Source organism: Streptomyces sp. NPDC006208 (assembly GCF_040613775.1).
Lineage (GTDB): Bacteria > Actinomycetota > Actinomycetes > Streptomycetales > Streptomycetaceae > Streptomyces.
The window spans coordinates 75,333-100,236 of sequence record NZ_JBEXSW010000036.1 but is presented as its reverse complement, the minus strand read 5'-3'; the positions used below and the strand labels follow the sequence as shown (position 1 = coordinate 100,236).

At 70.7% G+C, this 24,904-nt stretch carries 24 protein-coding genes and 1 pseudogene; 17 read left to right on the top strand and 8 right to left on the bottom strand.

The genetic code is table 11. The annotated features are described in order from the left end of the window. The 5 genes from ABZ208_RS27055 to ABZ208_RS27035 all read left to right on the top strand — a co-directional run. Nucleotides 1-150: glutamate synthase-related protein (locus tag ABZ208_RS27055; RefSeq protein ID WP_356912063.1), on the top strand; the 150-nt coding region annotated here is incomplete at its 5' end. A 143-nt stretch (nucleotides 151-293) separates the two neighbouring features. Then, nucleotides 294-1,640 carry a sensor domain-containing protein gene (locus ABZ208_RS27050; RefSeq protein WP_356912057.1) on the top strand — a complete coding sequence of 449 codons (1,347 nt, stop codon included), beginning with the start codon at nucleotides 294-296 and terminating at the stop codon, nucleotides 1,638-1,640. A gap of 218 nt (nucleotides 1,641-1,858) precedes the next feature. After that, entirely contained in the window at nucleotides 1,859-2,518 is a 660-nt protein-coding gene (locus tag ABZ208_RS27045; protein WP_356912062.1) for a response regulator transcription factor, read from the top strand. Nucleotides 2,519-2,781: 263 nt separating this feature from the next. After that, nucleotides 2,782-4,719: a 2-oxoacid:acceptor oxidoreductase subunit alpha gene (locus ABZ208_RS27040; RefSeq protein ID WP_356912056.1), complete on the top strand. Its 1,938-nt coding sequence runs from the start codon at nucleotides 2,782-2,784 to the stop codon at nucleotides 4,717-4,719. Beyond that, on the top strand, nucleotides 4,712-5,761 hold the full coding sequence (locus tag ABZ208_RS27035; protein ID WP_356912055.1) for a 2-oxoacid:ferredoxin oxidoreductase subunit beta: 1,050 nt from the start codon (nucleotides 4,712-4,714) through the stop codon (nucleotides 5,759-5,761). The genes ABZ208_RS27040 and ABZ208_RS27035 overlap by 8 nt, the downstream gene beginning before the upstream one ends. A gap of 60 nt (nucleotides 5,762-5,821) precedes the next feature. Here the strand turns inward: ABZ208_RS27035 and ABZ208_RS27030 are convergent, their stop codons facing one another. Then, a complete protein-coding gene (locus ABZ208_RS27030) occupies nucleotides 5,822-5,947 on the bottom strand; it encodes a hypothetical protein (protein ID WP_356912054.1) in 126 nt (41 codons plus the stop codon). A 147-nt stretch (nucleotides 5,948-6,094) separates the two neighbouring features. Between ABZ208_RS27030 and rarD the strand changes: the two genes are divergently transcribed. Together rarD and ABZ208_RS27020 are read left to right on the top strand one after the other, a co-directional pair. Beyond that, on the top strand, nucleotides 6,095-7,141 hold the full coding sequence (gene rarD, locus ABZ208_RS27025) for an EamA family transporter RarD (RefSeq protein WP_356912053.1): 1,047 nt from the start codon (nucleotides 6,095-6,097) through the stop codon (nucleotides 7,139-7,141). 205 nt (nucleotides 7,142-7,346) lie between these two features. Next, a complete protein-coding gene (locus ABZ208_RS27020; RefSeq protein ID WP_356912052.1) occupies nucleotides 7,347-8,198 on the top strand; it encodes a hypothetical protein in 852 nt (283 codons plus the stop codon). Nucleotides 8,199-8,301: 103 nt separating this feature from the next. On the opposite strand, the gene ABZ208_RS27015 is transcribed toward ABZ208_RS27020, so the two are convergent. Then, nucleotides 8,302-8,712, bottom strand: coding sequence for an SRPBCC domain-containing protein (locus ABZ208_RS27015; RefSeq protein WP_356912061.1), 411 nt, complete (start codon nucleotides 8,710-8,712; stop codon nucleotides 8,302-8,304). A gap of 57 nt (nucleotides 8,713-8,769) precedes the next feature. Then, nucleotides 8,770-9,336, bottom strand: a pseudogene (locus ABZ208_RS27010) (CGNR zinc finger domain-containing protein); the annotation flags it as partial. Nucleotides 9,337-9,387: 51 nt separating this feature from the next. Here ABZ208_RS27010 and ABZ208_RS27005 point away from each other — a divergent pair. The 3 genes from ABZ208_RS27005 (at nucleotide 9,388) to ABZ208_RS26995 (ending at nucleotide 12,077) form a co-directional block, all read left to right on the top strand. Continuing rightward, the gene (locus ABZ208_RS27005; protein ID WP_356912051.1) at nucleotides 9,388-9,837 is read left to right on the top strand and encodes a VOC family protein; all 450 of its coding nucleotides are present in this window, start codon (nucleotides 9,388-9,390) and stop codon (nucleotides 9,835-9,837) included. 232 nt (nucleotides 9,838-10,069) lie between these two features. Further along, nucleotides 10,070-11,395: a M28 family metallopeptidase gene (locus ABZ208_RS27000; RefSeq protein WP_356912050.1), complete on the top strand. Its 1,326-nt coding sequence runs from the start codon at nucleotides 10,070-10,072 to the stop codon at nucleotides 11,393-11,395. A 115-nt stretch (nucleotides 11,396-11,510) separates the two neighbouring features. Beyond that, the gene (locus ABZ208_RS26995; RefSeq protein ID WP_356912060.1) at nucleotides 11,511-12,077 is read left to right on the top strand and encodes an NAD(P)H-dependent oxidoreductase; all 567 of its coding nucleotides are present in this window, start codon (nucleotides 11,511-11,513) and stop codon (nucleotides 12,075-12,077) included. Here ABZ208_RS26995 and ABZ208_RS26990 read toward each other — a convergent pair. From ABZ208_RS26990 to ABZ208_RS26970, 5 genes are all read right to left on the bottom strand, one after another. Next, nucleotides 12,067-12,933, bottom strand: coding sequence for an ABC transporter permease (locus ABZ208_RS26990; protein WP_356912049.1), 867 nt, complete (start codon nucleotides 12,931-12,933; stop codon nucleotides 12,067-12,069). The genes ABZ208_RS26995 and ABZ208_RS26990 overlap by 11 nt on opposite strands. After that, on the bottom strand, nucleotides 12,920-13,858 hold the full coding sequence (locus ABZ208_RS26985; protein WP_356912048.1) for an ABC transporter ATP-binding protein: 939 nt from the start codon (nucleotides 13,856-13,858) through the stop codon (nucleotides 12,920-12,922). Before ABZ208_RS26985 ends, ABZ208_RS26990 begins: the two co-directional genes overlap by 14 nt. Before the next feature lie 78 nt (nucleotides 13,859-13,936). After that, entirely contained in the window at nucleotides 13,937-15,193 is a 1,257-nt protein-coding gene (locus tag ABZ208_RS26980) for a DUF2092 domain-containing protein (RefSeq protein WP_356912047.1), read from the bottom strand. A gap of 179 nt (nucleotides 15,194-15,372) precedes the next feature. Next, nucleotides 15,373-16,386 (bottom strand): CHRD domain-containing protein, encoded by a 1,014-nt coding sequence (locus ABZ208_RS26975; RefSeq protein WP_356912046.1) that lies wholly within the window; start codon nucleotides 16,384-16,386, stop codon nucleotides 15,373-15,375. 184 nt (nucleotides 16,387-16,570) lie between these two features. Further along, entirely contained in the window at nucleotides 16,571-17,581 is a 1,011-nt protein-coding gene (locus tag ABZ208_RS26970) for a polyprenyl synthetase family protein (RefSeq protein ID WP_356912045.1), read from the bottom strand. A gap of 207 nt (nucleotides 17,582-17,788) precedes the next feature. Here ABZ208_RS26970 and ABZ208_RS26965 point away from each other — a divergent pair, with 207 nt between their 5' ends. From ABZ208_RS26965 to ABZ208_RS26935, 7 genes are all read left to right on the top strand, one after another. Beyond that, a complete protein-coding gene (locus tag ABZ208_RS26965; RefSeq protein ID WP_356912044.1) occupies nucleotides 17,789-19,807 on the top strand; it encodes a CocE/NonD family hydrolase in 2,019 nt (672 codons plus the stop codon). Between the two features lie 94 nt (nucleotides 19,808-19,901). Next, nucleotides 19,902-21,128: a fumarylacetoacetase gene (gene fahA / locus ABZ208_RS26960; protein WP_356912043.1), complete on the top strand. Its 1,227-nt coding sequence runs from the start codon at nucleotides 19,902-19,904 to the stop codon at nucleotides 21,126-21,128. Then, complete coding sequence (locus tag ABZ208_RS26955) at nucleotides 21,125-21,370, top strand: hypothetical protein (RefSeq protein ID WP_356912042.1); 246 nt, start codon at nucleotides 21,125-21,127, stop codon at nucleotides 21,368-21,370. Before fahA ends, ABZ208_RS26955 begins: the two co-directional genes overlap by 4 nt. A 213-nt stretch (nucleotides 21,371-21,583) precedes the next feature. Beyond that, on the top strand, nucleotides 21,584-22,354 hold the full coding sequence (locus ABZ208_RS26950; RefSeq protein ID WP_356912041.1) for a GntR family transcriptional regulator: 771 nt from the start codon (nucleotides 21,584-21,586) through the stop codon (nucleotides 22,352-22,354). 52 nt (nucleotides 22,355-22,406) lie between these two features. Next, a complete protein-coding gene (locus tag ABZ208_RS26945; protein ID WP_356912040.1) occupies nucleotides 22,407-22,634 on the top strand; it encodes a ferredoxin family protein in 228 nt (75 codons plus the stop codon). 14 nt (nucleotides 22,635-22,648) lie between these two features. After that, entirely contained in the window at nucleotides 22,649-23,998 is a 1,350-nt protein-coding gene (locus ABZ208_RS26940; protein ID WP_356912039.1) for an ABC transporter substrate-binding protein, read from the top strand. Then, nucleotides 23,995-24,852 carry an ABC transporter permease gene (locus tag ABZ208_RS26935; protein WP_356912038.1) on the top strand — a complete coding sequence of 286 codons (858 nt, stop codon included), beginning with the start codon at nucleotides 23,995-23,997 and terminating at the stop codon, nucleotides 24,850-24,852. The genes ABZ208_RS26940 and ABZ208_RS26935 overlap by 4 nt, the downstream gene beginning before the upstream one ends. Nucleotides 24,853-24,904: the final 52 nt, after the last annotated feature.

Below are 24,904 nucleotides of genomic sequence, written 5' to 3'. Positions count from 1 at the left end.
CTCAAGAACGCCAACCCGGCCGCGCGTATCCACGTGAAGCTGGTCTCCGAGGTCGGTGTCGGCACGGTTGCCGCGGGTGTCTCCAAGGCGCACTCCGGGAGCCGGACCCGCACGCTTCCCGCGCCCCGGCGCTCCCCTTGGCGGGCATGAACCCGCTGGGCAGGGCGGGCACCACCCCCGCCGGGTAGGGAAAACCCCCGCCCAAGACGGATACCGACCTCATGGTGCGCGACGGGCGGGCCGCGGGAGTCTTGGCACATGACAGCCCGCACATACCGGAACGGACGACGTCAATGGCCATGAACCACGGGTACGGACACGGAAGCCGATACGCACCGGAGCCCCGGACCCGCCGCCTCCCGCCCTTTCTGCGCGCACCCGTCGAGGGCCGCACCTGGCGCGAGTTCGGCTATCTGATGCTCAGCCTCCCCATCAGCGTCGCCGCCTTCAGTTTCGCCGTCACCGTGACCTCGCTCGGCGCCGGACTGCTCATCACCTTCATCGGCATCCCGGTCCTCGCCGCCGGCCTGGCCGCCCTGCGCGGCTACGGCGCCCTGGAGCGCGCCCGCGCCCGCGCCCTGCTCGGCCTGGAAGTGGCCGACCCGGAGCCGGTGAGTGCCCGTGGCCGGGGCGGCAGGCCGAGCATGATGGGCTGGATCGGCGGCGTTCTGAGGAGCGGGGTGTCCTGGCGGCATCTGGTCTACTCCATCGTCCACTTCCCCTGGGCCGTGTTCGCCTTCTGCGTGTCCTTGACGCTGTGGGTATCGGCCTGGGGATGCCTGCTCTACCCGCTGTGGCAGTGGGTCCTCCCGGTGTACGCCGGCCAGGACGGCATCCAGCTGTACGGCGACCGCACCCACGCCTTCTACCTCGACTCCCCCTTCGAGATCGCCGCGACCAGCGTCATCGGGCTGATATTCACGCTGATCACGCCGTGGATCATGCGCGGGATGACGAGCGTGGACCGTCTGCTGGTGGCGGGCCTGCTGGGGCCGTCACGGCTCGCCACCCGCGTCGTGGAGCTGGAGTCGGACCGGGGCGTGGTCGTCGACACGGCCGCCGCGGACCTGCGCCGTATCGAACGCGATCTGCACGACGGGGCCCAGGCCCGCCTGGTCGCCCTCGCGATGGATCTGGGTCTGGCCAAGGAGAAAATGACGCAGGATCCACAGGCGGCTGCCCGGATGGTGGACGAGGCGCACGGCGAGGTGAAGGTGGCTCTCCAGGAGCTGCGCGACCTGGCCCGCGGCATCCACCCCGCCGTCCTCACCGACCGGGGCCTCGACGCCGCACTCTCCGCCGTCGCCTCCCGTTGCACCGTCCCGGTCACGGTCGAGGTGGATCTGGCGACGCGCCCGGCGGCGGCGATCGAGGGCATCGCGTACTTCACCGTGTCCGAGCTGCTGCAGAACGTCAGCAAGCACGCCCGGGCGACCCGGGCCTCCGTGGACGTATGGCGCTCCGACGACCGGCTGTTGCTCCAGGTCGTGGACAACGGCCGCGGCGGCGCGGACGTCACGGCGGGCAGCGGCCTGGCCGGGCTCACCGATCGCCTGGACGCGGTGGACGGCGTCCTGGCCGTGGACTCCCCGGCCGGCGGCCCGACGACGGTGACCGCCGAGCTCCCCTGGCGCGGCTGATCCCCCGCGCCCCCGGGCACAGCCGTCCCCGGACCCCGGACGCCGCGAGTCAACCCCCGCCCCTGATCCCGCGTCCCCCGTAGGGACACCGTCCGCCCCGCGCATGGTCCGGACCTCGGCCCGGGCGCCGGCCCGAGCTGGAATGCTGGGGCGCACGGGCCCACCGGGCACGCGGGGGACACACATCGACAGGGGGCGCAAGCGCAGTGGAGGACAGGGTGCGGGTGGTCATCGCCGAGGACTCGGTACTGCTTCGGGAGGGACTGACCCGGCTGCTGACCGACCGCGGCCACGACGTCGTGGCCGGCGTGGGGGACGCCGAGGCGCTGATCAAGACGATCGGCGAGCTGGCTGTACAGGACGCACTGCCGGACGTCGTCGTCGCCGACGTCCGTATGCCGCCCACCCATACGGACGAAGGTGTGCGGGCCGCCGTACAGCTGCGCCGCGAGCACCCCGGGATCGGCGTGCTGGTCCTGTCCCAGTACGTCGAGGAGCGGTACGCCACCGAACTGCTCGCCGGCAGCAGCCGCGGCGTGGGCTATCTGCTCAAGGACCGGGTGGCCGAGGTCCGCGAATTCGTGGACGCTGTGGTGCGGGTGGCCCGCGGCGGTACCGCGCTGGACCCCGAGGTCGTCGCTCAGCTGCTGGGCCGCAGCCGTAAGCAGGACGTGCTGGCGGGTCTCACACCGCGGGAACGCGAGGTGCTCGGCCTGATGGCGGAAGGCCGGACGAACTCGGCCATCGCCAAGCAGCTCGTGGTCAGCGACGGCGCCGTCGAGAAGCATGTCAGCAACATCTTCCTGAAGCTGGGATTGTCCCCGAGTGAGGGGGATCATCGGCGTGTACTGGCGGTCCTGACCTACCTGAACTCGTAATCGACTGACAATGTGTCAGCTGTCGAGCGAAGCGGCAGCGTCAGAACCGAAGAATGAGTGGAGAGCGTCTTCATCAAAGGAACCCCGGGGGGCGAGCACGACATGGCACACCAGGGCGCCGGAACTTCTCGGAAGGATGTCCGGCATATGAGCGGTCCGAGCAAGGCCACCCTTCCAGCGACACTCGCGGACGTAGGGTGGCACTGGGGACGGCCGGTGGGCCGGCCGGGCCCGAGCAGCCGCCTCAAGGGAGGTCAAGTTCAGTGACGAGCCAGGTCAGCACCTCTGCCGAGCAGGCCGATGAGGCCAATGAGGCACTCGTCGGCGGGCAGCGCAAGCCCGCGGGCGAGAAGGAAGTCCGCCGACTCGACCGGGTGATCATCCGCTTCGCGGGTGACTCCGGTGACGGTATGCAGCTCACAGGTGACAGGTTCACCTCCGAGACGGCGGCGTTCGGAAACGACCTGTCGACGCTGCCGAACTTCCCGGCCGAGATCCGGGCCCCCGCCGGAACGCTGCCGGGGGTGTCCAGCTTCCAGCTGCACTTCGCCGACCACGACATCCTCACTCCGGGTGACGCACCGAACGTGCTGGTGGCGATGAACCCGGCTGCGCTGAAGGCGAACATCGCCGATGTGCCGCGCGGCGGCGAGATCATCGTCAACACGGACGAATTCGCCAAGCGGGCGATGGCGAAGGTGGGCTACGAGACCTCGCCCCTGGAGGACGGCTCGCTGGACGGGTACCACATCCACCCGGTGCCGCTGACGACACTGACGGTCGAGGCGCTCAAGGACTTCGGGCTCTCCCGCAAGGAGGCCGAGCGTTCGAAGAACATGTTCGCGCTCGGACTGCTGAGCTGGATGTACCACCGTCCCACCGAGGGCACCGAGACGTTCCTGCGCACCAAGTTCGCGAAGAAGCCGAGCATTGCCGAGGCGAACATCGCGGCGTTCCGCGCAGGGTGGAACTTCGGCGAGACGACCGAGGACTTCGCGGTCTCGTACGAGGTCGCCCCGGCCAGTCAGGCCTTCCCCGCGGGCACGTACCGCAACATCTCCGGGAATCTGGCGCTGTCGTACGGCCTGATCGCCGCGAGCAAGCAGGCCGACCTGCCGCTCTACCTGGGCTCGTACCCCATCACCCCCGCCTCCGACATCCTGCACGAGCTGTCCAAGCACAAGAACTTCGGTGTGCGGACCTTCCAGGCCGAGGACGAGATCGCCGGTATCGGCGCGGCGCTGGGCGCGGCCTTCGGCGGCTCGCTCGCCGTCACCACCACCTCCGGCCCCGGTGTGGCGCTCAAGTCCGAGACGATCGGCCTGGCGGTGTCCCTGGAGCTTCCGCTGCTGGTCGTGGACATCCAGCGCGGCGGCCCGTCGACCGGTCTGCCGACCAAGACCGAGCAGGCGGATCTGCTGCAGGCCATGTACGGGCGCAACGGCGAGGCCCCGGTGCCGGTCGTGGCGCCGCGTACCCCGGCCGACTGCTTCGACGCGGCGCTGGACGCGGCCCGGATCGCACTGGCCTACCGCACCCCGGTGTTCCTGCTCTCCGACGGCTACCTCGCCAACGGCTCCGAGCCGTGGCGGATCCCGGACATCGACGAACTACCTGATCTGCGGGTGCAGTTCGCGACCGGCCCCAACCACACACTGGCCGACGGCACCGAGGTGTTCTGGCCGTACAAGCGCGATCCCCAGACCCGTGCCCGCCCCTGGGCGGTGCCCGGCACACCGGGGCTGGAGCACCGTATCGGCGGCATCGAGAAGCAGGACGGCTCGGGGAACATCTCCTACGACCCGGCCAACCACGACCTGATGGTCCGGATCCGGCAGGCCAAGATCGACGGCATCCAGGTCCCGGATCTGGAGGTCGACGATCCGGCGGGCGCCACCACCCTGGTCCTCGGATGGGGTTCGACGTACGGGCCGATCACCGCCGCCGTGCGCCGGCTGCGCCAGGCCGGCATCCCCATCGCCCAGGCCCATCTACGCCACCTCAACCCGTTCCCGAGGAATCTCGGAGACGTTCTGGGGCGTTACGAGAAGGTAGTAGTGCCCGAGATGAACCTCGGCCAGCTCGCCACCCTGATCCGGGCGAGGTATCTGGTCGACGCTCACTCGTACAACCAGGTCAACGGCATGCCGTTCAAGGCCGAGCAGCTCGCCTCGGCCCTCAAGGAGGCCATCAATGACTGAGGCGCTCTCGCTGGTGCCCAAGGCCGAGGCCAAGCAGTCCATGAAGGACTTCAAGTCCGACCAGGAAGTGCGCTGGTGCCCCGGCTGCGGTGACTACGCGATCCTCGCCGCCGTGCAGGGGTTCATGCCCGAGCTCGGCCTCGCGAAGGAGAACATCGTCTTCGTCTCCGGCATCGGCTGCTCCTCCCGCTTCCCGTACTACATGAACACGTACGGGATGCACTCCATCCACGGCCGCGCCCCTGCCATCGCGACCGGCCTCGCCTCCTCGCGCCGCGACCTGTCCGTCTGGGTCGTCACCGGTGACGGCGACGCGCTCTCCATCGGCGGGAACCACCTCATCCACGCCCTGCGCCGCAATGTGAACCTGAAGATCCTGCTGTTCAACAACCGGATCTACGGCCTCACCAAGGGCCAGTACAGTCCCACGTCCGAGCTCGGCAAGATCACCAAGTCGACGCCCATGGGTTCGCTCGACGCTCCCTTCAACCCGGTCTCGCTCGCGCTCGGCGCCGAAGCCTCGTTCGTGGCCCGGACCGTCGACTCCGACCGCAAGCACCTCACCGAGGTACTGCGCCAGGCCGCCGACCACCAGGGCACCGCGCTGGTGGAGATCTACCAGAACTGCAACATCTTCAACGACGGCGCCTTCGAGATCCTCAAGGACAAGGAGCAGGCCGAGAACGCCGTGGTCCGCCTGGAGCACGGACAGCCGATCCGTTTCGGCTCCGAGAGCGGCAAGGGCGTCGTGCGCGACGAACGGACCGGCGACCTCAAGGTGGTGCAGGTGACGCCCGAGAACGAGTCGCGGATCCTGGTCCACGACGCCCACAGCGCCTCTCCGACGACGGCGTTCGCACTGTCCCGCCTGGCCGACCCGGACACCCTGCACCAGACGCCCATCGGCGTCTTCCGCAGCGTCGAGCGGCCGGTCTACGACACCCTGATGGCCGACCAGCTCGACCTGGCCATCGAGCAGAACGGCAAGGGCGACCTGGCCGCGCTTCTCGCGGGCAACGACACCTGGACCGTCGTCGGCTGACGCCGCGTGGATTCCGCCCGAAGGTCAGGAACGGTCGGCGTTCCTGGCCTTCATCTCTGCCTAGGCGGTGGGCGCGGCCTGAACCGCGTCCATGCGCTGTTCCCTCCATGCGCTGCTCCGCCCAGCCACCGGCCCCCACACCTGCTCGGCGGTCTCCTCGCCGAGCACGGCCACGGGCCGGACCATCGCGTGCACCCATGTACCGGCCGCCGCGACGGCGTGACTCGCACGCCTCGACAAGATCCGTCATGACCGTATGGCGATACGGGCATGACATCGACCCTGTGTGCGGCGTACCTTCTTCGAGGTGACGCGCGCACAGCAGGAGGGTCAGTGAAGCCGCAGAACGAGCAGCGAACAGGGCTGTTGTACGGGATCGGCGCCTACGGCATGTGGGGTCTGGTCCCGCTCTTCTGGCCACTGCTGAAGCCTTCCGGCGCGGTGGAGATCCTCGCCCACCGGATGGTGTGGTCACTGGTGGTCGTCGGCATCACGCTGCTGGCCCTCAAGCGGTGGGACTGGATCCGCGACCTGCTGCGCCAACCGCGCAAGCTCGGGCTCATCGCCGTCGCCGCAGCCGTGATCACCGTCAACTGGGGCGTCTACATCTGGGCCGTCAATGCGGGCCAGGTCGTCGAGGCGTCACTCGGCTACTTCATCAACCCGCTGGTCACCATCGCCATGGGCGTCCTGCTGCTGGGGGAACGCCTGCGCCCGGTGCAGTGGGCGGCGGTCGGCATCGGTTTCGCGGCCGTGCTGGTGCTGGCGATCGGCTACGGCCGGCTGCCGTGGATCTCGCTCACGCTCGCCTTCTCCTTCGCCACGTACGGTCTGGTCAAGAAGAAGGTCAACATCGGCGGGCTCGAGTCACTGGCCGCCGAGACCGCGATCCAGTTCCTGCCGGCACTCGCCTTCCTGGTCTGGCTGACCGCGGACGGTTCGGCCACCTTCGGCCTCCACGGCACGGGCCATGCCGCGCTGCTCGTCGCGACGGGTGTGGTGACGGCCGTGCCGCTGGTCTGCTTCGGTGCGGCGGCGATCCGGGTGCCGCTGTCCACACTGGGGCTGCTGCAGTATCTGGCGCCGGTCTTCCAGTTCCTGCTGGGGGTCGTGTACTTCCGCGAGGCGATGCCGCCGGAGCGGTGGGCCGGGTTCGCGCTGGTGTGGCTGGCGCTGACGTGTCTGACCTGGGACGCGCTGCGCACGGCGCGGCGTACGAAGGCGAAGGCCCTGCGGCTGGCCGCGCAGGCAGAGGCGGCCGGGGTGAGCGCGGCCGGGCCGGGTGCGGTCGCCGGGCCGAGTGCGGTGGCCGGCTCGGCAGTTGCTTCCACGACCAGTGCGGTGACGCACCCGGAGCCGCAGGCCGAGACCACGGGCTGAGGGCCGCTCGGCCTCCCGGTGGGGCCGGTTGCGCCGGCTCGGGCACTCGGGTTCCCTTCCGGAGCTCCCCTCGGGCCCCATTCACCACTCCAACGGCTCAGTGCCCCCCGCGCACGCAGGCCGGGCCCCGATACCGGTGCTACGACCGGAGGAGCAGGCCCCGGTCGCCCGGACCGAGGCCGCCGTGGAGCGGAGAGCCGGCGCCATGTCGCAACCCCTCGCACTGTCGATCGACTTCGGCCAGGGGATCACCGAGGCGTGGTCCGCGGTGGCCCGGTTCATTCCGAAGTTCATCGCGTTCCTGTTCATCCTGCTCATCGGCTGGTTCGTGGCCAAGATGATCGCCAAGGTCGCGGACCGGCTGCTGCGCCGCGTCGGCTTCGAGAAGCTCTCCGAACGCAGTGGTGTCGCCCGGACGCTCGAAGGATCCCGGTACGACGCGACCGGGATCATCGTCAGGATCGTCCGCTACGCGATCCTGCTCATGGCTCTGCAGCTCGGCTTCGGGGTCTTCGGGCCCAACCCGGTCAGCGACATGATCGACGCGATCGTCGCCTGGCTGCCCAAGGCGATCGTCGCCTGCGTCATCGTCGTCGTGGCCATGGCCATCGCCCGTGCCGTGCGCGACATCGTCACCGGAGCGCTGGGCAACGCCCCGTACGCCAGGACCCTCGGGACCGCGGCCTGGGCCTTCGTCGTGGGCCTCGGCGTGATCGCGGCGCTCGGTCAGGCCGAGATCGCGACCTCCGTCACCGGCCCGGTGCTCATCGCGGTACTCGCCACGATCGCGGGCGTGGTGATCGTGGGGGTGGGCGGCGGGCTCATCCAGCCGATGCGCCACCGCTGGGAGCGGTGGCTGGCGATCGCCGAGTCGGAGGCGGGCCGTGGCCGGGTCACCGGGCCACCGTACGAACGAGACCGCACCGGACCGGCGACGCGGCAGCCCCCGTACGATCGCGAACGCGAGCCTCGGGCGGCGGACCGGGAGCCCGGGGGCGAGCAGGGACGCGGCGACGAAGAGCCGCCGGTGCTGGGGGACGGCCGCGATCCCATGTGAGCGCGGGCCGGGGGCCCGGGACCGGCGCCGATCAGGCCGCCCTCGCTGACGGGCCGGCGGACCGGACCGACCGGCACGCCCGGACATCACGTCCGAGCCCGCTTCAGACGACCCCGAGCGCTTCCTTGACCTCGGCCGCCACCGCCTGCCAGTGGGCCCTGCGGCGCTCGCGCTCGTCCGCGTTCGCGAGATGCTCCTGGTGGAAGCGGAGCACGGCCCGCTCCCCGGACGCGGAGCGCACGGCGGAGACCGCGACCTGGACGACGGTCGTGCCGTACGTCAGCCGGATCCGGTCGCCGGGGCGGTAGCTGCGGATCTCACCCGAGACACCGTCGGCCGTCCTGTACGACTCCCCCGTCGCCGTCGGCAGCTCGACACCCTCGCCGAGCCAGAGCGCGACGCCCTCGGGACCCGCGATGAAGTCCCATACGGCGGACGGCGGCAGCGGGAGGGTACGGGACACACCGATCTCCCAGCCGGCGTCCTGGGTCAGCCCGACAGGCTTGCTGTTCATGACACTCCGTTCCCCGAATGCGGTGTCGTTTCCGGTGCCTGTGCCGGTGCCGCTGTCGGCCCGGCGTGCGCGGTGGGTCCGCACCTTGCTGCGGTTGCCGCACCGTTCCATCGCGCACCAGCGGCGGCGGCCGGGGCGCGACGTATCGACGAACAGCAGACAGCAGTCGTGCGCGCCGCATTCGCGGATGCGGCGCGCATACGGGCCGGTGAAGAGGTCGACCGCGTCGCGCGCGACGGTCGACAGCAACTGCTCCACGGTCGCGCCGGAGGCCCACTGCCAGGAACCGTCCGCGGCGACACCTGCCACGAGCGGGGCCTTCGCCGCCGCCTCGTTGACGGCTGCCAGATCGGCCGGGTCGAGGTCGCGGGCGTGGGCCCGGTCCGCGGTCATCCGGAACAGCGCGTTGCGCACCTCGCGTACGACCGCCAGGTCCGCCTCCGCGACGGTCAGGTCCAGCCCGCCCGGCAGGCGGCTGGCCGCCACCCAGTCGTACAGGCCGGCCGGCTCCCCCAGCACTTCGTACCGCGCGAACGCCCCGGGCCCCCCGGTCGTGAGCAGTTCCAGGCACAGGGCACCGGGGTCGAAGTGGTACGGGCGGCCCTCCGGCGTGTGCAGGACCATTCCGGGCGTGTCCAATGCAGCCTCCTCCTGTAACCACTATAAATGGTTTCCATGACATTGCACTGGAAGCTCGTGATCGACGCGGCGGACCCGCACGCCCAGGCCGACTTCTGGGCCGGGGCCCTCGGCTATCTCGTCGAGGACAACAGCGCCCTGATCGACCAGCTCCTCGCGGACGGGGCGGCACCGCCCGAGGCCACGGTGGAATCGCACGGCCGCCGGGCCTGGCGCGATCTGGTCGCCGTCCGCCATCCGGACGACCCCTACGACCCGCAGAGCGGCATGGGCCTGGGCCGCCGCATCCTGTTCCAGCGCGTCCCGGAACCGAAGACCGTGAAGAACCGCCTCCATATCGACCTGCACTCGGCCCCGGGCAGCCGGCCGGCAGAGACGGCCCGCCTGGAGACCCTCGGGGCCACGGCCCTGCGGGAGGTGAAGGAACCGGGCGGCGAGTGGGTGGTCATGACGGACCCCGAGGGCAACGAGTTCTGCGTGCAGTAGGGCTCTCGCCGGGGAGGGCGAGGGGGTCCATCGACCCGACGGCCCACAGCGACCGGTCAGTGGCGTTCGTGTATCGAACGCCACTGACCGATTTACGCTCTTGACGGTGCGTCAGCATCTCGCTCACCATTCAGCACGCACAGCGCATCACAGCTCCAGCGCCCCGGGACGCGCCGCCCCGGGGCGTCCTGCACGTTCCGTCCCATCCCCGTACGGAATCCGGAGCCCCCACATGAACCTCTCCGTTCCAAGACGCGCCGTCGCAGCCGCAGCATTCGGCCTGGCCGGGCTGCTCGCCTCCGTCGCGCCGGCCGCGAGCGCCGCACCGGCCCAGCCGGCCGCACCCGCGGGCGCGCTCGCCGCACCCGACATACCGATCGCCAACGTCAAGGCGCATCTCACCCAGCTCCAGTCGATCGCCACCGCCAACGGCGGCAACCGGGCGCACGGCCGGACCGGGTACAAGGCATCCCTGGACTATGTGAAGGCCAAGCTGGACGCGGCGGGATTCACCACCACCGTCCAGCAGTTCACCTCCAGCGGCGCCACCGGGTACAACCTGATCGCCGACTGGCCGGGCGGTGACGTCAACCAGACGCTGATGGCCGGAGCGCACCTCGATTCCGTCACCTCCGGTGCGGGCATCAACGACAACGGGTCCGGGTCCGCCGCCGTCCTGGAGACCGCGCTCGCCGTCTCCCGCGCCCAGCTGCAGCCGACGAAACATCTGCGCTTCGGCTGGTGGGGCGCGGAGGAGCTCGGACTGATCGGCTCGAAGTACTACGTCAACAACCTGCCGTCCGCCGAGCGTTCGAAGATCTCGGGCTATCTGAACTTCGACATGATCGGCTCACCGAACCCGGGGTACTTCGTCTACGACGACGACCCGACGATCGAACAGACCTTCAAGGACTACTTCGCCGGCATCGGCGTCTCCACCGAGATCGAGACCGAGGGCGACGGGCGCTCCGACCACGCGTCCTTCAAGAACGTGGGCATACCCGTCGGCGGACTGTTCACCGGTGCGAGCCGTACGAAGTCCAGCGCCCAGGCCCAGAAGTGGGGCGGTACGGCCGGGCAGGCCTTCGACCGCTGCTACCACTCGTCCTGCGACAGCACGTCGAACATCAACGACACCGCCCTTGACCGCAACAGCGACGCGGTCGCCCACGCGATCTGGACCCTGTCGGCCGGGACGACGGTCCCGCCGGGTGACGTGTACGAGAACACGGCCGACGTGAACATCCCGGACAACGGCGCGGCCGTCACCTCCACCGCGGCCGTCACGGGCCGCACGGGCAACGCCCCGACCACCCTCAAGGTCGGCGTCGACATCAAGCACACCTGGCGCGGTGACCTGGTCGTCGACCTGGTCGCGCCCGACGGCACCGCGTACCGGCTGAAGAACTCCAGCGGCAGCGACTCCGCCGACAACGTCATCGCCACCTACACGGTGAACGCGTCGAGCGAGGTGGCCAACGGCGACTGGAAGCTCCGCGTCCAGGACGTGGCCCAGTACGACACGGGCTACATCGACAGCTGGAAGCTCACCTTCTAGAGGCACACCGTCCAGGGGTCTCCCGGACGGGCGAGAACTGCCACCCCCCATCGACTGCATGCGTGTGCATATACTGCACACGCATGCAGTCACGTACGACGAGGGGGAGATCTCCATGAACCGCAGGTTCCTGTTCCTGCTCGGCAGCAGCCGTGCCGACGGCAACACCGAGGCACTGGCCAGGCTGGCCGCCGAGCAGCTGCCCGCCGGGGCCGACCAGCGCTGGCTGGACCTGAGCGCCCATCCGCTGCCCGACTTCGTGGACCTGCGCCATGACGACGACAGCGGCTACCCCGCGCCCACCGGGCATGCAGCGACCCTGCTGGACGCCACCCTGGACGCGACCGACCTGGTCATCGCCTCGCCGCTGTACTGGTACTCCGTCTCCACCTCCACCAAGCGGTATCTCGACCACTGGTCGGGCTGGATGCGGGTCCCCGGTGTGGACTTCAAGCCGCGTATGGCCGGGCGCACCCTGTGGGGTGTCAGCACGCTGGCCGACGCCGACCGGTCGGTGGCCGATCCGCTGGTCGGGACGCTGCGCAACACCGCCGCGTACCTGAAGATGCAGTGGGGCGGAGTGCTGCTGGGCAACGGCACCCGTCCCGGGGACATCCACCACGACGAGCAGGCCCTGACCGAGGCCAAGGAGTTCTTCCGGTCGGTGACCGTCACGCGGTGATGTCCTTGGCGGTGAAGCGCGCCCACGCCGCCGACCCGAACACCGCCGCGTACAGCCCCTGCAGACCGAGGTTCCTCAGCACCTCTTCCCCGTACACCGGCTCCCGCATCAGGTCCGCGAAGGACAGCCAGTAATGCGGGAAGAGGTACGGATGGATCGCGTGCAGCTGCGGGATCGTGTTGAGGATCTGCACGGTGATCAGCAGCCCCACCGTCGTGGCCATCGCCGCGATACCGCTGCCGGTGAGGGTGGAGACGAACAGACCGAGCGCCGCGAAGCCGATCAGCGAGGCGGCCACGACGACCGCGATCGCGACGGCACGGGCCAGGCCCTCGCCGAACGAGATCGTGGTGCCGGAGATCGTGGTGACCTCGCCGAGCGGGAAGAGCAGCGCCCCGGCGGTGAGTGCGGACCCCGCCACCACCAGGGTCCCCACCAGGCAGAAGGCGCAGACGGCGGCGTACTTGGCGAGCAGCAGCCGAGTACGTCCGGCCGGGGCGACCAGCAGATAGCGCAGGGTGCCGGCATTCGCCTCGCCCGCGATCGCGTCGCCCGCGACGACGCCGACCGCCATGGGCAGAAAGAGCGGCAGGGTCGCGGCGAGGGCGGCGAAGACCAGGAACAGGCCGTTGTTGGTGATCTGGCTGATGAACGCCGGACCGCCGCCACCGCCACCGCCGGCAGACCCGCCGTCGCCTGTCTCGATCTTCACGGCGACACCGATCAGCACGGGTACGGCGGCCAGCACACCCAGCAGCGCGAGCGTGCGCCACCGGCGGAAGGTCAGGGACAGCTCGGAACGCAGCAGACCGAGCGTCCACAACGGGCTGACGGCGGCCGCTTCAGCCTGCGACATCGAATCCCTCTCCGGTCAGCGCGACGAACGCGTCCTCGAGCGAGGCGCGCTCGAGGCCGAAGCCCCGCACCCGTACACCGTCCCGCACCAGCGCGGCATTGATCGCGGCCGTTTCCGTGTCCTGGTCGGGCAGCTCGCCGGTCACTTTCTCCCCGTCCACGCGCACCTCGGTCACGCCCTGTTCCTTGAGCACCCTCGCAGCATCCGCCGGGTCGGGCGTGAGGACCGCCAGCCGGCCCCGCGCCCCGGCCGCGAGTTCGGCCACCGGGCCCTGGGTGATCAGCCGCCCCTGGGCCATCACCGCGGCGTGCGTGCACACCTGCTCGATCTCGTCGAGCAGATGCGAGGAGAGGAAGACGGTGGTGCCGTCGGCGGCCAGTTCCCGCACGAGGGAACGGATCTCCCGCATGCCCTGCGGATCGAGTCCGTTGGTCGGCTCGTCCAGGACCAGCAGCTTCCTGGGCTGCAGCAGCGCGGCGGCGAGCCCCAGGCGCTGTTTCATCCCCAGCGAGTACGCCTTCGCCTTCTTGCCGGCCGCGGCGGCCAGGCCCACCCGGTCCAGCGCGGCCGCCACCCGCGCCCGGCGGGTGCGGGGATCGGCGGTCGGGTCGGCGCAGTCGTAGCGCACCAGGTTGTCCCGGCCGCTCAGGAACCCGTACAGCGCCGGACCTTCGATCAGGGCGCCCACCTGTGGAAGTACTTTCCGCACCGAGCGCGGCATCGGGCTGCCCAGGACCTCGGCGCGGCCCGCAGTCGGTTCGATGAGGCCCATCAGCATCCGGATGGTGGTGGTCTTGCCGGAGCCGTTGGGACCGAGGAAGCCGAAGACGCTGCCGCCGGGCACGCGCAGATCGAGCCGGTCGACGGCCAACTGCCCTCCCCCGTACTGCTTGGTCAGCCCGTGCGTCTCGATGACGGCCGTCATTGCGCTCCCTTGCCCGGTCAGCCTTTCGCCCCGCCGTACCCCGAGCGTACGGCGGGGCGAAAGCCCTTGGTTCCGCTGCTACTTGTCTTCGTTCGCGGCCTTCACGAGTGCGTCCTTGGTGACGGCACCGACGTACATCGTGCCGTCCTCGGTCATCAGGGCGTTGACGAGGCGGGTCGAGAAGACCGTGCCCGAGCCGAACTTGCCGGTGACCTTGTCGCCCAGCGAGTCCAGGAACTGCTGTGCCTCCGGCGGCACATCGCCGTCCTTCGCGCCGCCCTTCCGGTCGCCCTCGAAGTCCTCGGCTCCCGGCGCCTCGATCTTGGCGATTGAGGTCCAGCCCTCGCCGATGACGTTCGGCCCGGCAAGGTCCTCAAGGCCCTTGAACGCGTCGGGGGTTGCCTGCTCCTTGTCCCCCTCGAGCTCCTCGAGCTCCTCCGCCTCGGTCACCTTCGCCCCCTTGGGCGGGGTGAAGTCGAAGGTGGACGCGGCCGGCCGGGAGAAGTCGACCTTGGTGAAGCCGGCGTCGATCACGGCCTTGCCGCCGCTGCTCGGCGAGAGCGTGAACTTCAGCGGGGTGCCGGTCTCGGCGTCGACCGCGACGGTGATCGCACCGACTGTCGAGCCCTGCTGCTTGGGCTTGATGACCAGCTTGTAGGCGTCGCGGCCGGCCACCTGCGCCGTACCGCCGACGGTCACGGAGGTGGTGTCGCCCGCGGCCTTCAGCGCCTCGTCGGCGAACTCCTTGGGCGTGGTGGGCAGGTCCCCCGCCGGGGCCTCCTTCTTGCCGGGCCGTTCGCCCCGGCCGTCGTCCTCGGCGTGGAAGACCTCGTTCGTGGCGCTGTCGTAGCCCCACACGTCCTCCCCGTTGTGGATCAGGCTGTACTCGGCCGAGTCCTCCAGGATGGAGAGCTTCTGCCGGTCCGGTCCGTCGGCCGCGATCCGCAGCGTGTGGGTACCGGACGCGAGCTGCGTCAGCCTGGCCTCGGGGGACGCGGCCGACCCGTCACCCTCGCCCTTGCCGCCCTCGGGGGCGAACGATCCGGCGTCCAGACCCGCGAGGCCGCCCAGGGAGGGCAGACCGAGGTCCGTGGTGATCTTCACCGTGCCGGAGAGCTGCTGGGTGTCCGACGCGGCGATCTTCTCGATGAGTTCCTGCGCGGTGATGTCCGGCAGATCGGGGTCACCGGAGGCAGCGAGCGCCGGGACCAGCCCGATGGTCGCCGCCGCCACTCCGGCCACCGCGACCGGGACGAAGTAGCGGGCGGCTTTGCGGCGGCCCACTCCGAGGTCCTTGGCCTCTTCGGTGGTCTGTGCGCTGTCGTTCGGTGCCATGGTGTGCCCTACCTCCGTGGTTGGTCAGGCGTCGTGTATTCATCTGACCAAATCGGGAGGGCAGAAGCGTCAGACCGCGGGCGCACCTTGGTGTACTGCTCCGGTATGACGAAAAGGCGCGGCGCCTCCCCCGACCAGTAGGGGATGCGCCGCGCCCATGACGCGCCGGACGGTGGCTGCTACTTCTGGACGAAGACGTAGTCGGCGCCGTACGGGACGCCGGCGATCGTGCCCTTGGCACAGCTGCCGGCCGGGGCGACGCCGCCCTCCGTGTTCAGCCGGAGGATCTCCTGGGTGTGGGCGAACAGCCCCCGCTTCTTGCCGGACTGGGTGGCCTTCAGGTCCAGCTCGGGGATGTTCGTGGCGCCGTTCGGCGTCTTGCTGATCACGGCACCGGTGACGGCGCTGTGGTCAGGGGCGATCCACTGCGGCGTACCGGAGTTGGGTGCGACGAAGGAGTGGGCGATGTTCCCGCCGAGCACGGCGCGGACATCGCGCTGCTGGAAGGAGTGCGTGCCGTCCGCGCCCTTCTTGCACTCGTAGATCTGCTTGCCCTTGACGACGGATGCCTGGAAGCCGAGGGCCTTGTCGAACCGGATGGAGCTCGTGACCTTGTGGAACTGACCGCGGACGGCGCCGCCCGGGAACTCGGCGGTGTGCAGATTGGCGTAGAAGCCGTTCGGGTCACCCGTGAACGCGGCGAGCACGGCCCTGTCCTTGACCTTGACGGTGCCGCGCACGGCGCCCGACCAGCCCTTGGCCTTGGTGCTGCCCTTGCCGAGCAGCTCGGTGAAGTCGATCTTGATGCCTCCGTTCGTGCCCTTCGCACCCTGGTGGATGTGGAGAGCGGTCGGCTTGCCGGTGCCGCGGAACTTCACCGCGACCGACACCTTGTCCCCCTGCACCTTCACGAACTCGAGCGCCGCTCCGTCGCGGTCACCGACGGCGGGGCCCTGCTGCACCGGAACCTCGTTGGCGCCGTTCAGGCTCGCCACGAAGAACGCTGCGTCCTTGCCGGACGTACCCGCGCCGGCGCCGCTCTGGACGGTCACGCCAGAGCTGCGGTCCCCGTGGGCGGCCTGCCGGGCGGAGTCCTTGCCGTCGGCCGCGAAGGCCGGCAGCACGGCGAGCGCCACGCCGGCCGCGGCGGCGACAGCGGTTGTACCGACAAGGATGGTCTTGGTGCGCTTCATCAGTAAATCTCCCCGTACCGATGCTGACGCCCTCTGCGTCAGCTTCTGGGCATGAGTACGGAGCGGATCTTATATTGGACTCAATCCAACATTGTGACCTGCGTCACAGATTCAGAAAGGGAATGCGAAGCTCCGCCGCAAGGTGTACGGCAGGTGAACCAGTGATGGAGTTACCGCGAGTACGTCAGCCCGCGCGGTGGACGACCGCGTCGCAGAGCTCCTCCAGCGCGGCCTTCGCGGCGCAGTCGGGCAGTGGTGCGAGCAGCGCCCGCGCCTCCTCCGCGTACCGCACGGTGTCCCGCCTCGCCTGCTCGAGCGCCGGATGCACCCGCAGCCTGGCCAGCGCCTCGGCGTGCCGGGCATCGTCCGTCAGATCCCCGTCGAGCAGTTCGACGAGCTCCAGGTCCTCGGGCAGCCCGTGCTCCTCGGCCTGCGCGCGCACCAGCAGCACCGGCAGCGTCGGGATGCCCTCGCGCAGATCCGTGCCCGGCGTCTTGCCGGACTCGTGCGAGTCGGACGCGATGTCGAGCACGTCGTCGGCGAGCTGGAAGGCGACACCGAGCCGCTCGCCGTACTGGGTGAGCACCCCCACGGCCCGCTCGTCGGCACCCGACATCATCGCGCCGAAACGGCATGAAACAGCGACCAGGGAGCCGGTCTTGCCGGCCATGACGTCGAGGTAGTGCTCCACCGGAGCACGGCCGTCCCGCGGCCCCGCGGTCTCCAGGATCTGTCCGGTGACCAGGCGCTCGAACGCCTCCGCCTGGATGCGTACGGCCTCCGGGCCCAGGTCGGCCAGGATGTGCGAGGCCCGGGCGAACAGGAAGTCGCCGGTCAGGACCGCGACCGAGTTGCCCCAGCGGGCGTTGGCGCTGGGCACACCGCGGCGCACATCCGCCTCGTCCATGACGTCGTCGTGGTACAGCGTGGCGAGGTGGGTGAGCTCGACGACGACCGCCGAGGGCACCACGCCCGGCGCGTACGGGTCCCCGAACCGGGCGGCCAGCATCACCAGCAGCGGACGGAACCGCTTGCCCCCGGCCTTCACCAGGTGCTGCGCGGCGTCCGTGATGAACGGCACCTCGCTCTTGGTGGCATCGAGCAGTCCCGCCTCGACAGCAGACAACCCGGTCTGGACATCGGCCTCAAGAGCCTGGTCCCGCACGCTCAGCCCGAACGGCCCGACGACGGTCACGAGGGGTACTCCTGTCTGCTGACGATCACACGGATTGTCGATGTGTCGCTGTCATCACTCAAGTCAGCGTATCCGGTCGCCTTTCGATCACCATGAGCGCCTTCCCGCCTCCCCCGGTATGTTCGTGATCTGGCTATATGGCCAGGACTGGCTCATCTGTCCTGACCCGTGGTCCGGACACCGGTCAGCACTGCCGCCGAGGTCGCCATGCGCATCCGCACCGAGTTCCCCTACGAGACGGTCCACACGGATCTCCGCATCCCCCTTCCGGACGGCATCGAGCTGTACGCCCGCCTGTGGCGCCCCGTCACCGACGAGCCGGTGCCCGCTCTGCTCGAATACGCCCCGGACCGGCTGACCGACACCAGCGCCGCCCGCGACGCCCAGCGCCACCCCTGGTACGCGGGCCACGGCTACGCCTCCATCAGGGTCGATGTGCGCGGACACGGAAACAGTGAGGGCCTGCCCGGCGACGCGCGCGACGCGACGGAGATCGTCGACGGGGCCGAGGTGGTCGGGTGGCTGGCCCGGCAGCCGTGGTGCAACGGCCGGGTCGGCATGTTCGGGATCGGCCGCGGCGGCCGCAGCGCACTGCGCATCGCCGCGCTGACGCCGAAGGCGCTGCGGGCCGTCGTCATGGTCTGCGCGACGGACGACCCGTACGACAACGACGGGATCTTCCTGGGCGGCGCGGTGACCGCCGCCGGACTGCACGCCGGGAACGCGGCCCTGCTCGCCGAGGCGGCGCGCCCGCCGGACCCGCAGTACGCCGGGGACGCATGGCGCACGCAGTGGCTCCAGCGGTTGGAGGCCCTCTCCCCTCCTGTACACACCTGGCTGAGCCATCAGCTCCGCGACCACTACTGGCAGCACGCCTCGGGGGGCGTGGACCACGGGGCCGTCGAGGCGGCGGTACTGGCGGTGGGCGGCTGGCACGATCCGTACCGCGACACCGTGCTGCGGCTCGTCGGGCAACTGCCGCCGGAGCGCGTGCGCGGGCTGATCGGCCCCTGGCCGCACGAGTACCCGGACAGCGGCCTGCCGCCGGGGGCGGCGATCGGGTTCCTGCAGGAGACGCTGCGCTGGTGGGACCGCTGGCTGAGGGGTGACTCCGACGGCTCCTCCGGCGCGGGGGACACCGGTGGGCCGGCCGAGCCGCTGCTGCGCTCGTGGATCGGGGGAGCGCATCCGCCCGCGACCGCCTACACCGAGCCGCCGACGGGCCGCTGGGTGAGCGACGACGCCTGGCCGTCACCCCGCACCACCGTCGTGCCGTACGCGCTCGGCGGCCCGCCCGTCGTCGTCGACTCGCCGCAGCACACCGGCATGGACGCCGGCCGGTTCCGCCCGCTCGGGCAGGACGCCGATCTGCCGCCGGACCAGCGCGCCGAGGACGCCCGGTCGGCGTGTTTCGAGTTCCCGGTCGGCGACGAGGCGATCGAGGTGCTGGGCCGCCCCCGGGTCACGCTGCGGCTGCGCCTGGACGTGCCGTACGGCCAGGCCGTCGCCCGGATCTGCGACATCGCCCCAGACGGAGCCGCCACCCTCGTCAGCCGTGGCGTCCTCGATCTCGCCGCCCGCCACGGCCGGGACCGGGCCGAGAAGTGGCCGCCGGGAGCGACCGAGGAGGTGAGCTTCGAACTGGGCGCCATGGGTCACGGGTTCCCGCCCGGGCACCGCATCCGGCTTGCCGTCTCCTCGGCGTACTGGCCCTGGGTCTGGCCTCGGGCCGGTGCGGCGGGCTTCACCCTCGACCCGGACGGTTCCCGCCTCGAACTGCCCGTACGCGAGCCCGCCGCGGACACGATCGCCTTCGACGAACCCGAGCACGCCGAACCGCTCGGGGTGAGCGTCCCGGCCACCCTCGACGCGCAGCCGCCCCCGCTGCTGGTGACCCGGGACGTCGCCGAAGGCGAATGGCGCATGGAGTGCGATCCGTGCCCGCGCGGCACACAGGTGTTCCCGGACGGTCTGGAGCTCACCGAACAGGCCCTGGAGACCTACACGATCCACGAGGACGACCCGCTGTCCGCCCGTGCCAGGACCCGGTGGACGGTCCGGCTGCACCGGCCCGAGCTGTCGTGGGACGTACGGATCGAGATCCGCTCCGAGATGAGCTGCGACGCCGCCTCCTTCCGTACCAGCGACGAGGTGATGTGCCGGCACGGCACGGAGATCGTCTTCCACCGCACCTGGGAGAAGCGCATCCCCCGCCTCGAGGGATGACCACGCCGTCGCGCAGCGGGCAGGCACGGTGCCGCGGTGGGGCGGCGTCCCCGTAACGTGTCACCCACACCCGTGGAAAGCGAGGCAAGCACCGATGCCCGAGCAGAGCCCGCTCGATCTGGCCGAGGGCGATCCCTTCGGCCCGCACAACCTGCCGTACGGCGTCTTCACCACGGCCGACGAGCCGGAGCGCCGCAGGCTCGGCGTCCGCATCGGCAGTCATGTACTGGACGCCGGGGCGGCCGCCCACGCTCTCGGCTCCCCCTACGCCGCGCTGCTGGCGCAGCCGTCCCTCAACCCGCTGCTGGCGGCGGGCCGCACCGCCTGGCGCGATGTGCGGCGCGCGCTGACCGCCTGGGTCAGCGTCCCCGCGCACCGGCCCGACATCGAGCCGCTGCTGCACCCGCTGGACGCGGTGACCCTGCACCTCCCGTACGAGGTCGCCGACTATGTCGACTTCTACGCGAGCGAGCACCACGCGACCAACGTCGGCCGGATCTTCCGCCCGGACGGCGACGCGCTCACCCCCAACTGGAAGCATCTGCCGATCGGTTACCACGGCAGGTCCGGCACGATCGTCGTCTCCGGCACGGACGTGGCGCGCCCCGCCGGGCAGCGCAAGACCCCCGCCGACGCCGCTCCCCTCTTCGGCCCGTCCGTGAAGCTCGACATCGAGGCGGAGGTCGGCTTCGTCGTCGGAACGCCCTCCGAGCGGGGCCGGCCGGTCGCTCTCGGGGACTTCCGCGACCACGTCTTCGGGCTGTTCCTGCTCAACGACTGGTCGGCGCGCGACATCCAGGCCTGGGAGTACGTGCCGCTCGGCCCCTTCCTCGGCAAGTCCTTCGCCACGTCCGTCTCCGCGTGGGTGACCCCGCTGGAGGCCCTGGACGCCGCCCGCACCGTCCCGCCCGCACGCGACGTCGACCTGCTGCCGTATCTCGACGACTCGGCCGACGAGGAGCCGGGCGGCTTCGACGTGCGCATCACGGTGTCGATCAACGGCCAGGTGGTCGCCGAGCCGCCGTTCGCCACCATGTACTGGACGGCTGCCCAGCAGCTCGCCCATATGACGGTCAACGGCGCCTCGCTGCGCACCGGCGACGTGTTCGGCTCCGGCACCGTGAGCGGCCCGGAGGTCCACCAGCGCGGCTCGCTGCTCGAACTCACCTGGAACGGCCGCGACGCCCTCGAACTCCCCGACGGCAAGCGTACGTTCCTCGAGGACGGCGACGTGGTGACCATGACCGCCTGGGCACCCGGCCCGGACGGTGTCCGCGTCGGCCTCGGCGAGGTGACCGGCCGGATCGCCCCCTCGGCATGACCCGCGGCGTCCGGGGTCTCGTCGCCGCCGCGTCACTCGCGCTGCTCCTCGCCGGCTGCCCGGCCGCACCGAGCCCGGCGGAGCAGTACGAGGACGGCTGTCGCTACGGCCGCGACGAGATCCCGGACGGCCACGTGGGCACCCCGTCCTCCCAGGACGACCGGGCCGGAGCGGACGCGGAGTGCGGCGAGCACGCGGAGACCGACGGGTGGAGCCCTTCCCGCCCACGGCGGACTGGATGAACGGCTGCCAGGACGGCGCGCGCGGCCTGCCGCCCTCGCCGTACGCCGGCGCGGACACGAGCCGTGGCACGAGCGGGCCCCGGGCCGGGACCGAGTGGCAGATCTTCGCCGCCGATCAACAAACACACAGGTCAGGCCCTCGCTGCCGGAGCCTCAGGTGGCGCAATACTGCGGCAACACCATTGTGCTGAAAGCATCGGTATGGTCCACCGCATGCCAGCCGAACGCCTCCGCGAGCACACCGTGCCCCTCGCCGCCGCCCGCCGGCGACGGCTGCGCGCGGACCAGGCGCGGCAGCTCGCCGACCTGCTGCGCCACCAGGTGCGCACGGGCGGGTTCCCCGGCGGCGTCCTGCCGCTGGAGGGCACGATCGGCGAGGAGTACCGGGTCTCGCGCAACACCGTCCGGCAGGCGCTCGACCTGCTGCGCACGGAAGGACTGATCGAACGGCAGCCGGGCGTCGGCACGGTCGTGGTGTCCGAGAAGTACCCGCACGGCCTCAACCGGCTGCAGGGCCTCGCCGAGACCCTGCACGAACACGGCGACGTCACCAACGAAGTCCGTACTGTCGGCCCCGTCACCGCGCCCGCACCCGTGGCCCGGCGTCTGCGGCTCCCGGAGCACGCCGACGTGCTCTGCATCGAACGGCTGCGCCTGCTGGGCGGACTGCCGCTCTCCCTCGACCTCACCTACGTCCCCATGGACATCGGCGCCGACCTGATCGGCTGCGACCTGGAGAACACCGATGTCTTCCGGCTCCTCGAATCCCTGACCGGACAGCCGCTCGGCACCGCGGAGATCACCCTGGAGGCCGTCAACGCCGACGCGCACTCCGCCGCCGTGCTCCAGGCACCGCGCGGCGCTGCCGTGCTGATGCTGGAACGGCTCACTCATCTCGCCGACGGCCGGCCCGTCGACCTGGAGTTCATCCGCTTCCGCGGTGACCGCATCACGATGAGCGGCCTGCTGCACCGGTCCTGCTGACCCCTCCCCGACGACCCCGACCTCCCTGCGTACCCCCTCACTGGAGACAGCCATGCCTTTGGCGCCCCAGCGGGCCGACGTGCCCGTGACCATCGACGAGTCGAAGTGCATCGACGGCTGCACGCTGTGCGTCGACATGTGCCCGCTCGACTCCCTGGCCATCCATCAGGACAACGGCAAGGCCTACATGCACGTGGACGAGTGCTGGTACTGCGGCCCGTGCGCCGCCCGCTGTCCCACCGGCGCGGTCACGGTCAACATGCCCTATCTGCTCCGGTGAGAGGCCCGACTCCCATGCCACGCAAGACCATTGCCCTGCTCGTCACCGGCGCCGCCCTGCTCGCTCTGACCGGTTGCGGCGGCGACGCGGACGCCGACGGCTCCCGCACGGTCACGGTGACCGTCGGCTACCAGTCCAAGACCATCAACACCGTCACGGCGGGCACGCTGCTGCGCTCCCTCGGCTACTTCGAGGAAGAGCTCGGCAAACGCGGCGCGAAGGACGGCACCACGTACAAGGTCGAGTGGCAGGACTACGCCACGGGCGCGCCGATCACCGCGCAGATGACCGCCGGAAAGATCGACATCGGCTCGATGGGCGACTTCCCGCTGCTGCTCAACGCCGCCCGCGGCAAGCAGCTGAACCGGCCGACGCGGCTGGTCGCCGTCACCGGCTACAACCTGCGCGGCGGCCTCAACACCGTAGTCACGCCCCCCGATTCGAAGCTGGCCGCGCTGAAGGACCTGCGCGGCAAGAAGGTCTCGACAAGCGTCGGCTCGGCGGCCGACGGCACGCTCGTGCGAGCCCTGCAACGGGCCGGCATCGACCCGCAGAAGGACGTCCGCAAGCTCAACCAGCAGCCCGCGGTGGGGGCGTCGGCGCTCCAGTCCGGCAGCGTCGACGCGCTGTCGCAGTTCGTGGCCTGGCCGGGTCTGCTGGCCTATCAAGGCCGGGCAAAGGCGCTGTACGACGGGGCCGAGCTGAACCTGCCGACGTTCCACGGGGTCACCGTGCGCGAGGACTTCGCCACGAAGCGCCCGGCGGTGCTGGAGGACTTCCTGCGCGCGCAGATCAGGGCCACGGAGTATCTGCACGAGAAGCCGGTGGCGGCCGCCGAGTCGGTGGCGAAGGCGACCGGGCTGCCGGCCGAGGTGGTCTACCTCTACAACGGCGCGAACGGCATCGCGACCTTCGACCCGTCGGTCAAGCCCGAGCTGGTGTCGGCGCTGAAGCAGGACGTGCCGGTGCTGAAGTCGGCCGGGCTGGTGGGCGAGGTGGACGTGGACGGCTTCGTCGACGACCAGTACATCAAGCGGGCGTACGGCTCCGGCTACGGCAAGGCCCTCGCCACCGGGTCGGGCGCGGCCCGCTCCGAGATCTGGCTCAAGGACGGGACCACCGCCTCCTTCGACTCCCCCGCCGCGCTGCTCGGCCGCATCGCCGCCGGACGCGACAAGGTGCGTGCCGCGTACGTCCCGGACACCACGACCGGCACCCTGTGGTTCGCGGACAAGGCGGTGTGGGTCCTCGACGGGAAGAAGCTGCTGCCCTTCCTGACCCCGGACGCGGCGGCCGGGTATCTCTCAGGGCACACGGGCGCACGGACCGTCCGGTACACCGAAGCGCTCAAGCGGGCGTCATGACCGCCCGGCACGTGCTGCGGGTCCTGTCCCTGGCCGGCGCGCTCGGGCTGTGGCAGCTGCTGACCGCGCTGGACGTCAATCTGTGGCTGCGCTTCGAGCAGTTCCCGACGGTCACGGACATCGCCCGCACCTTCGGCCGGCGCGCCGGCAGCGACACGTACTGGCAGGACCTCACCGACAGCCTCACCCGTATCGTCACCGGCTTCACGCTGGCGTCGGTCGCGGGGGTGGCCGTCGGCACGGCGATCGCCCGCTCGCGGCTCGCGGCGGACCTGGTGGGCCCGGTGCTCGAAGTGCTGCGGCCCATCCCCGCGATCGCGCTGGTGCCGGTGGCGATCCTGCTCTTCCCGAGCAACGAGCAGGGCATCGTCTTCATCACCTTCACCGCGGCGTTCTTCCCGGTCATGGTCTCCACGCGGCACGCGGTGCGCGCGCTGACCCCGGTCTGGGAGGAAGCGGTCCGCACCCTCGGCGGCGGCCGGTGGCGCGTCCTCGGTTCGGTGGTGCTGCCGGGGGCACTGCCAGGCATCTTCGGCGGGCTGTCGGTGGGCATCGGCGTCTCGTGGATCTGCGTGATCTCGGCGGAGATGATCTCCGGCGAGTACGGGGTGGGTTACCGGACATGGCAGGACTACACGGTCGTGGACTACCCCGGCGTGTTCGTCGGGATGGCGACGATCGGCCTGCTCGGGTGGCTGACGTCGACGGCGGTGGAGCTGCTGGGCCGTCGCCTGACGCGATGGCTGCCGCGCACGGAGTCGGCTCCGGCGACACGACCGGTCCGGTCGGGGGCACGGGTTGCGCCACGTCACGAGTCGTCGGGGGCGCGCAAACGGGTGCGGGCGGGTGCGTAGCGCCTGCGGCGGGCCTGCTCCCCACCCCGAACTGGGGCTCCGCCCCAGACCT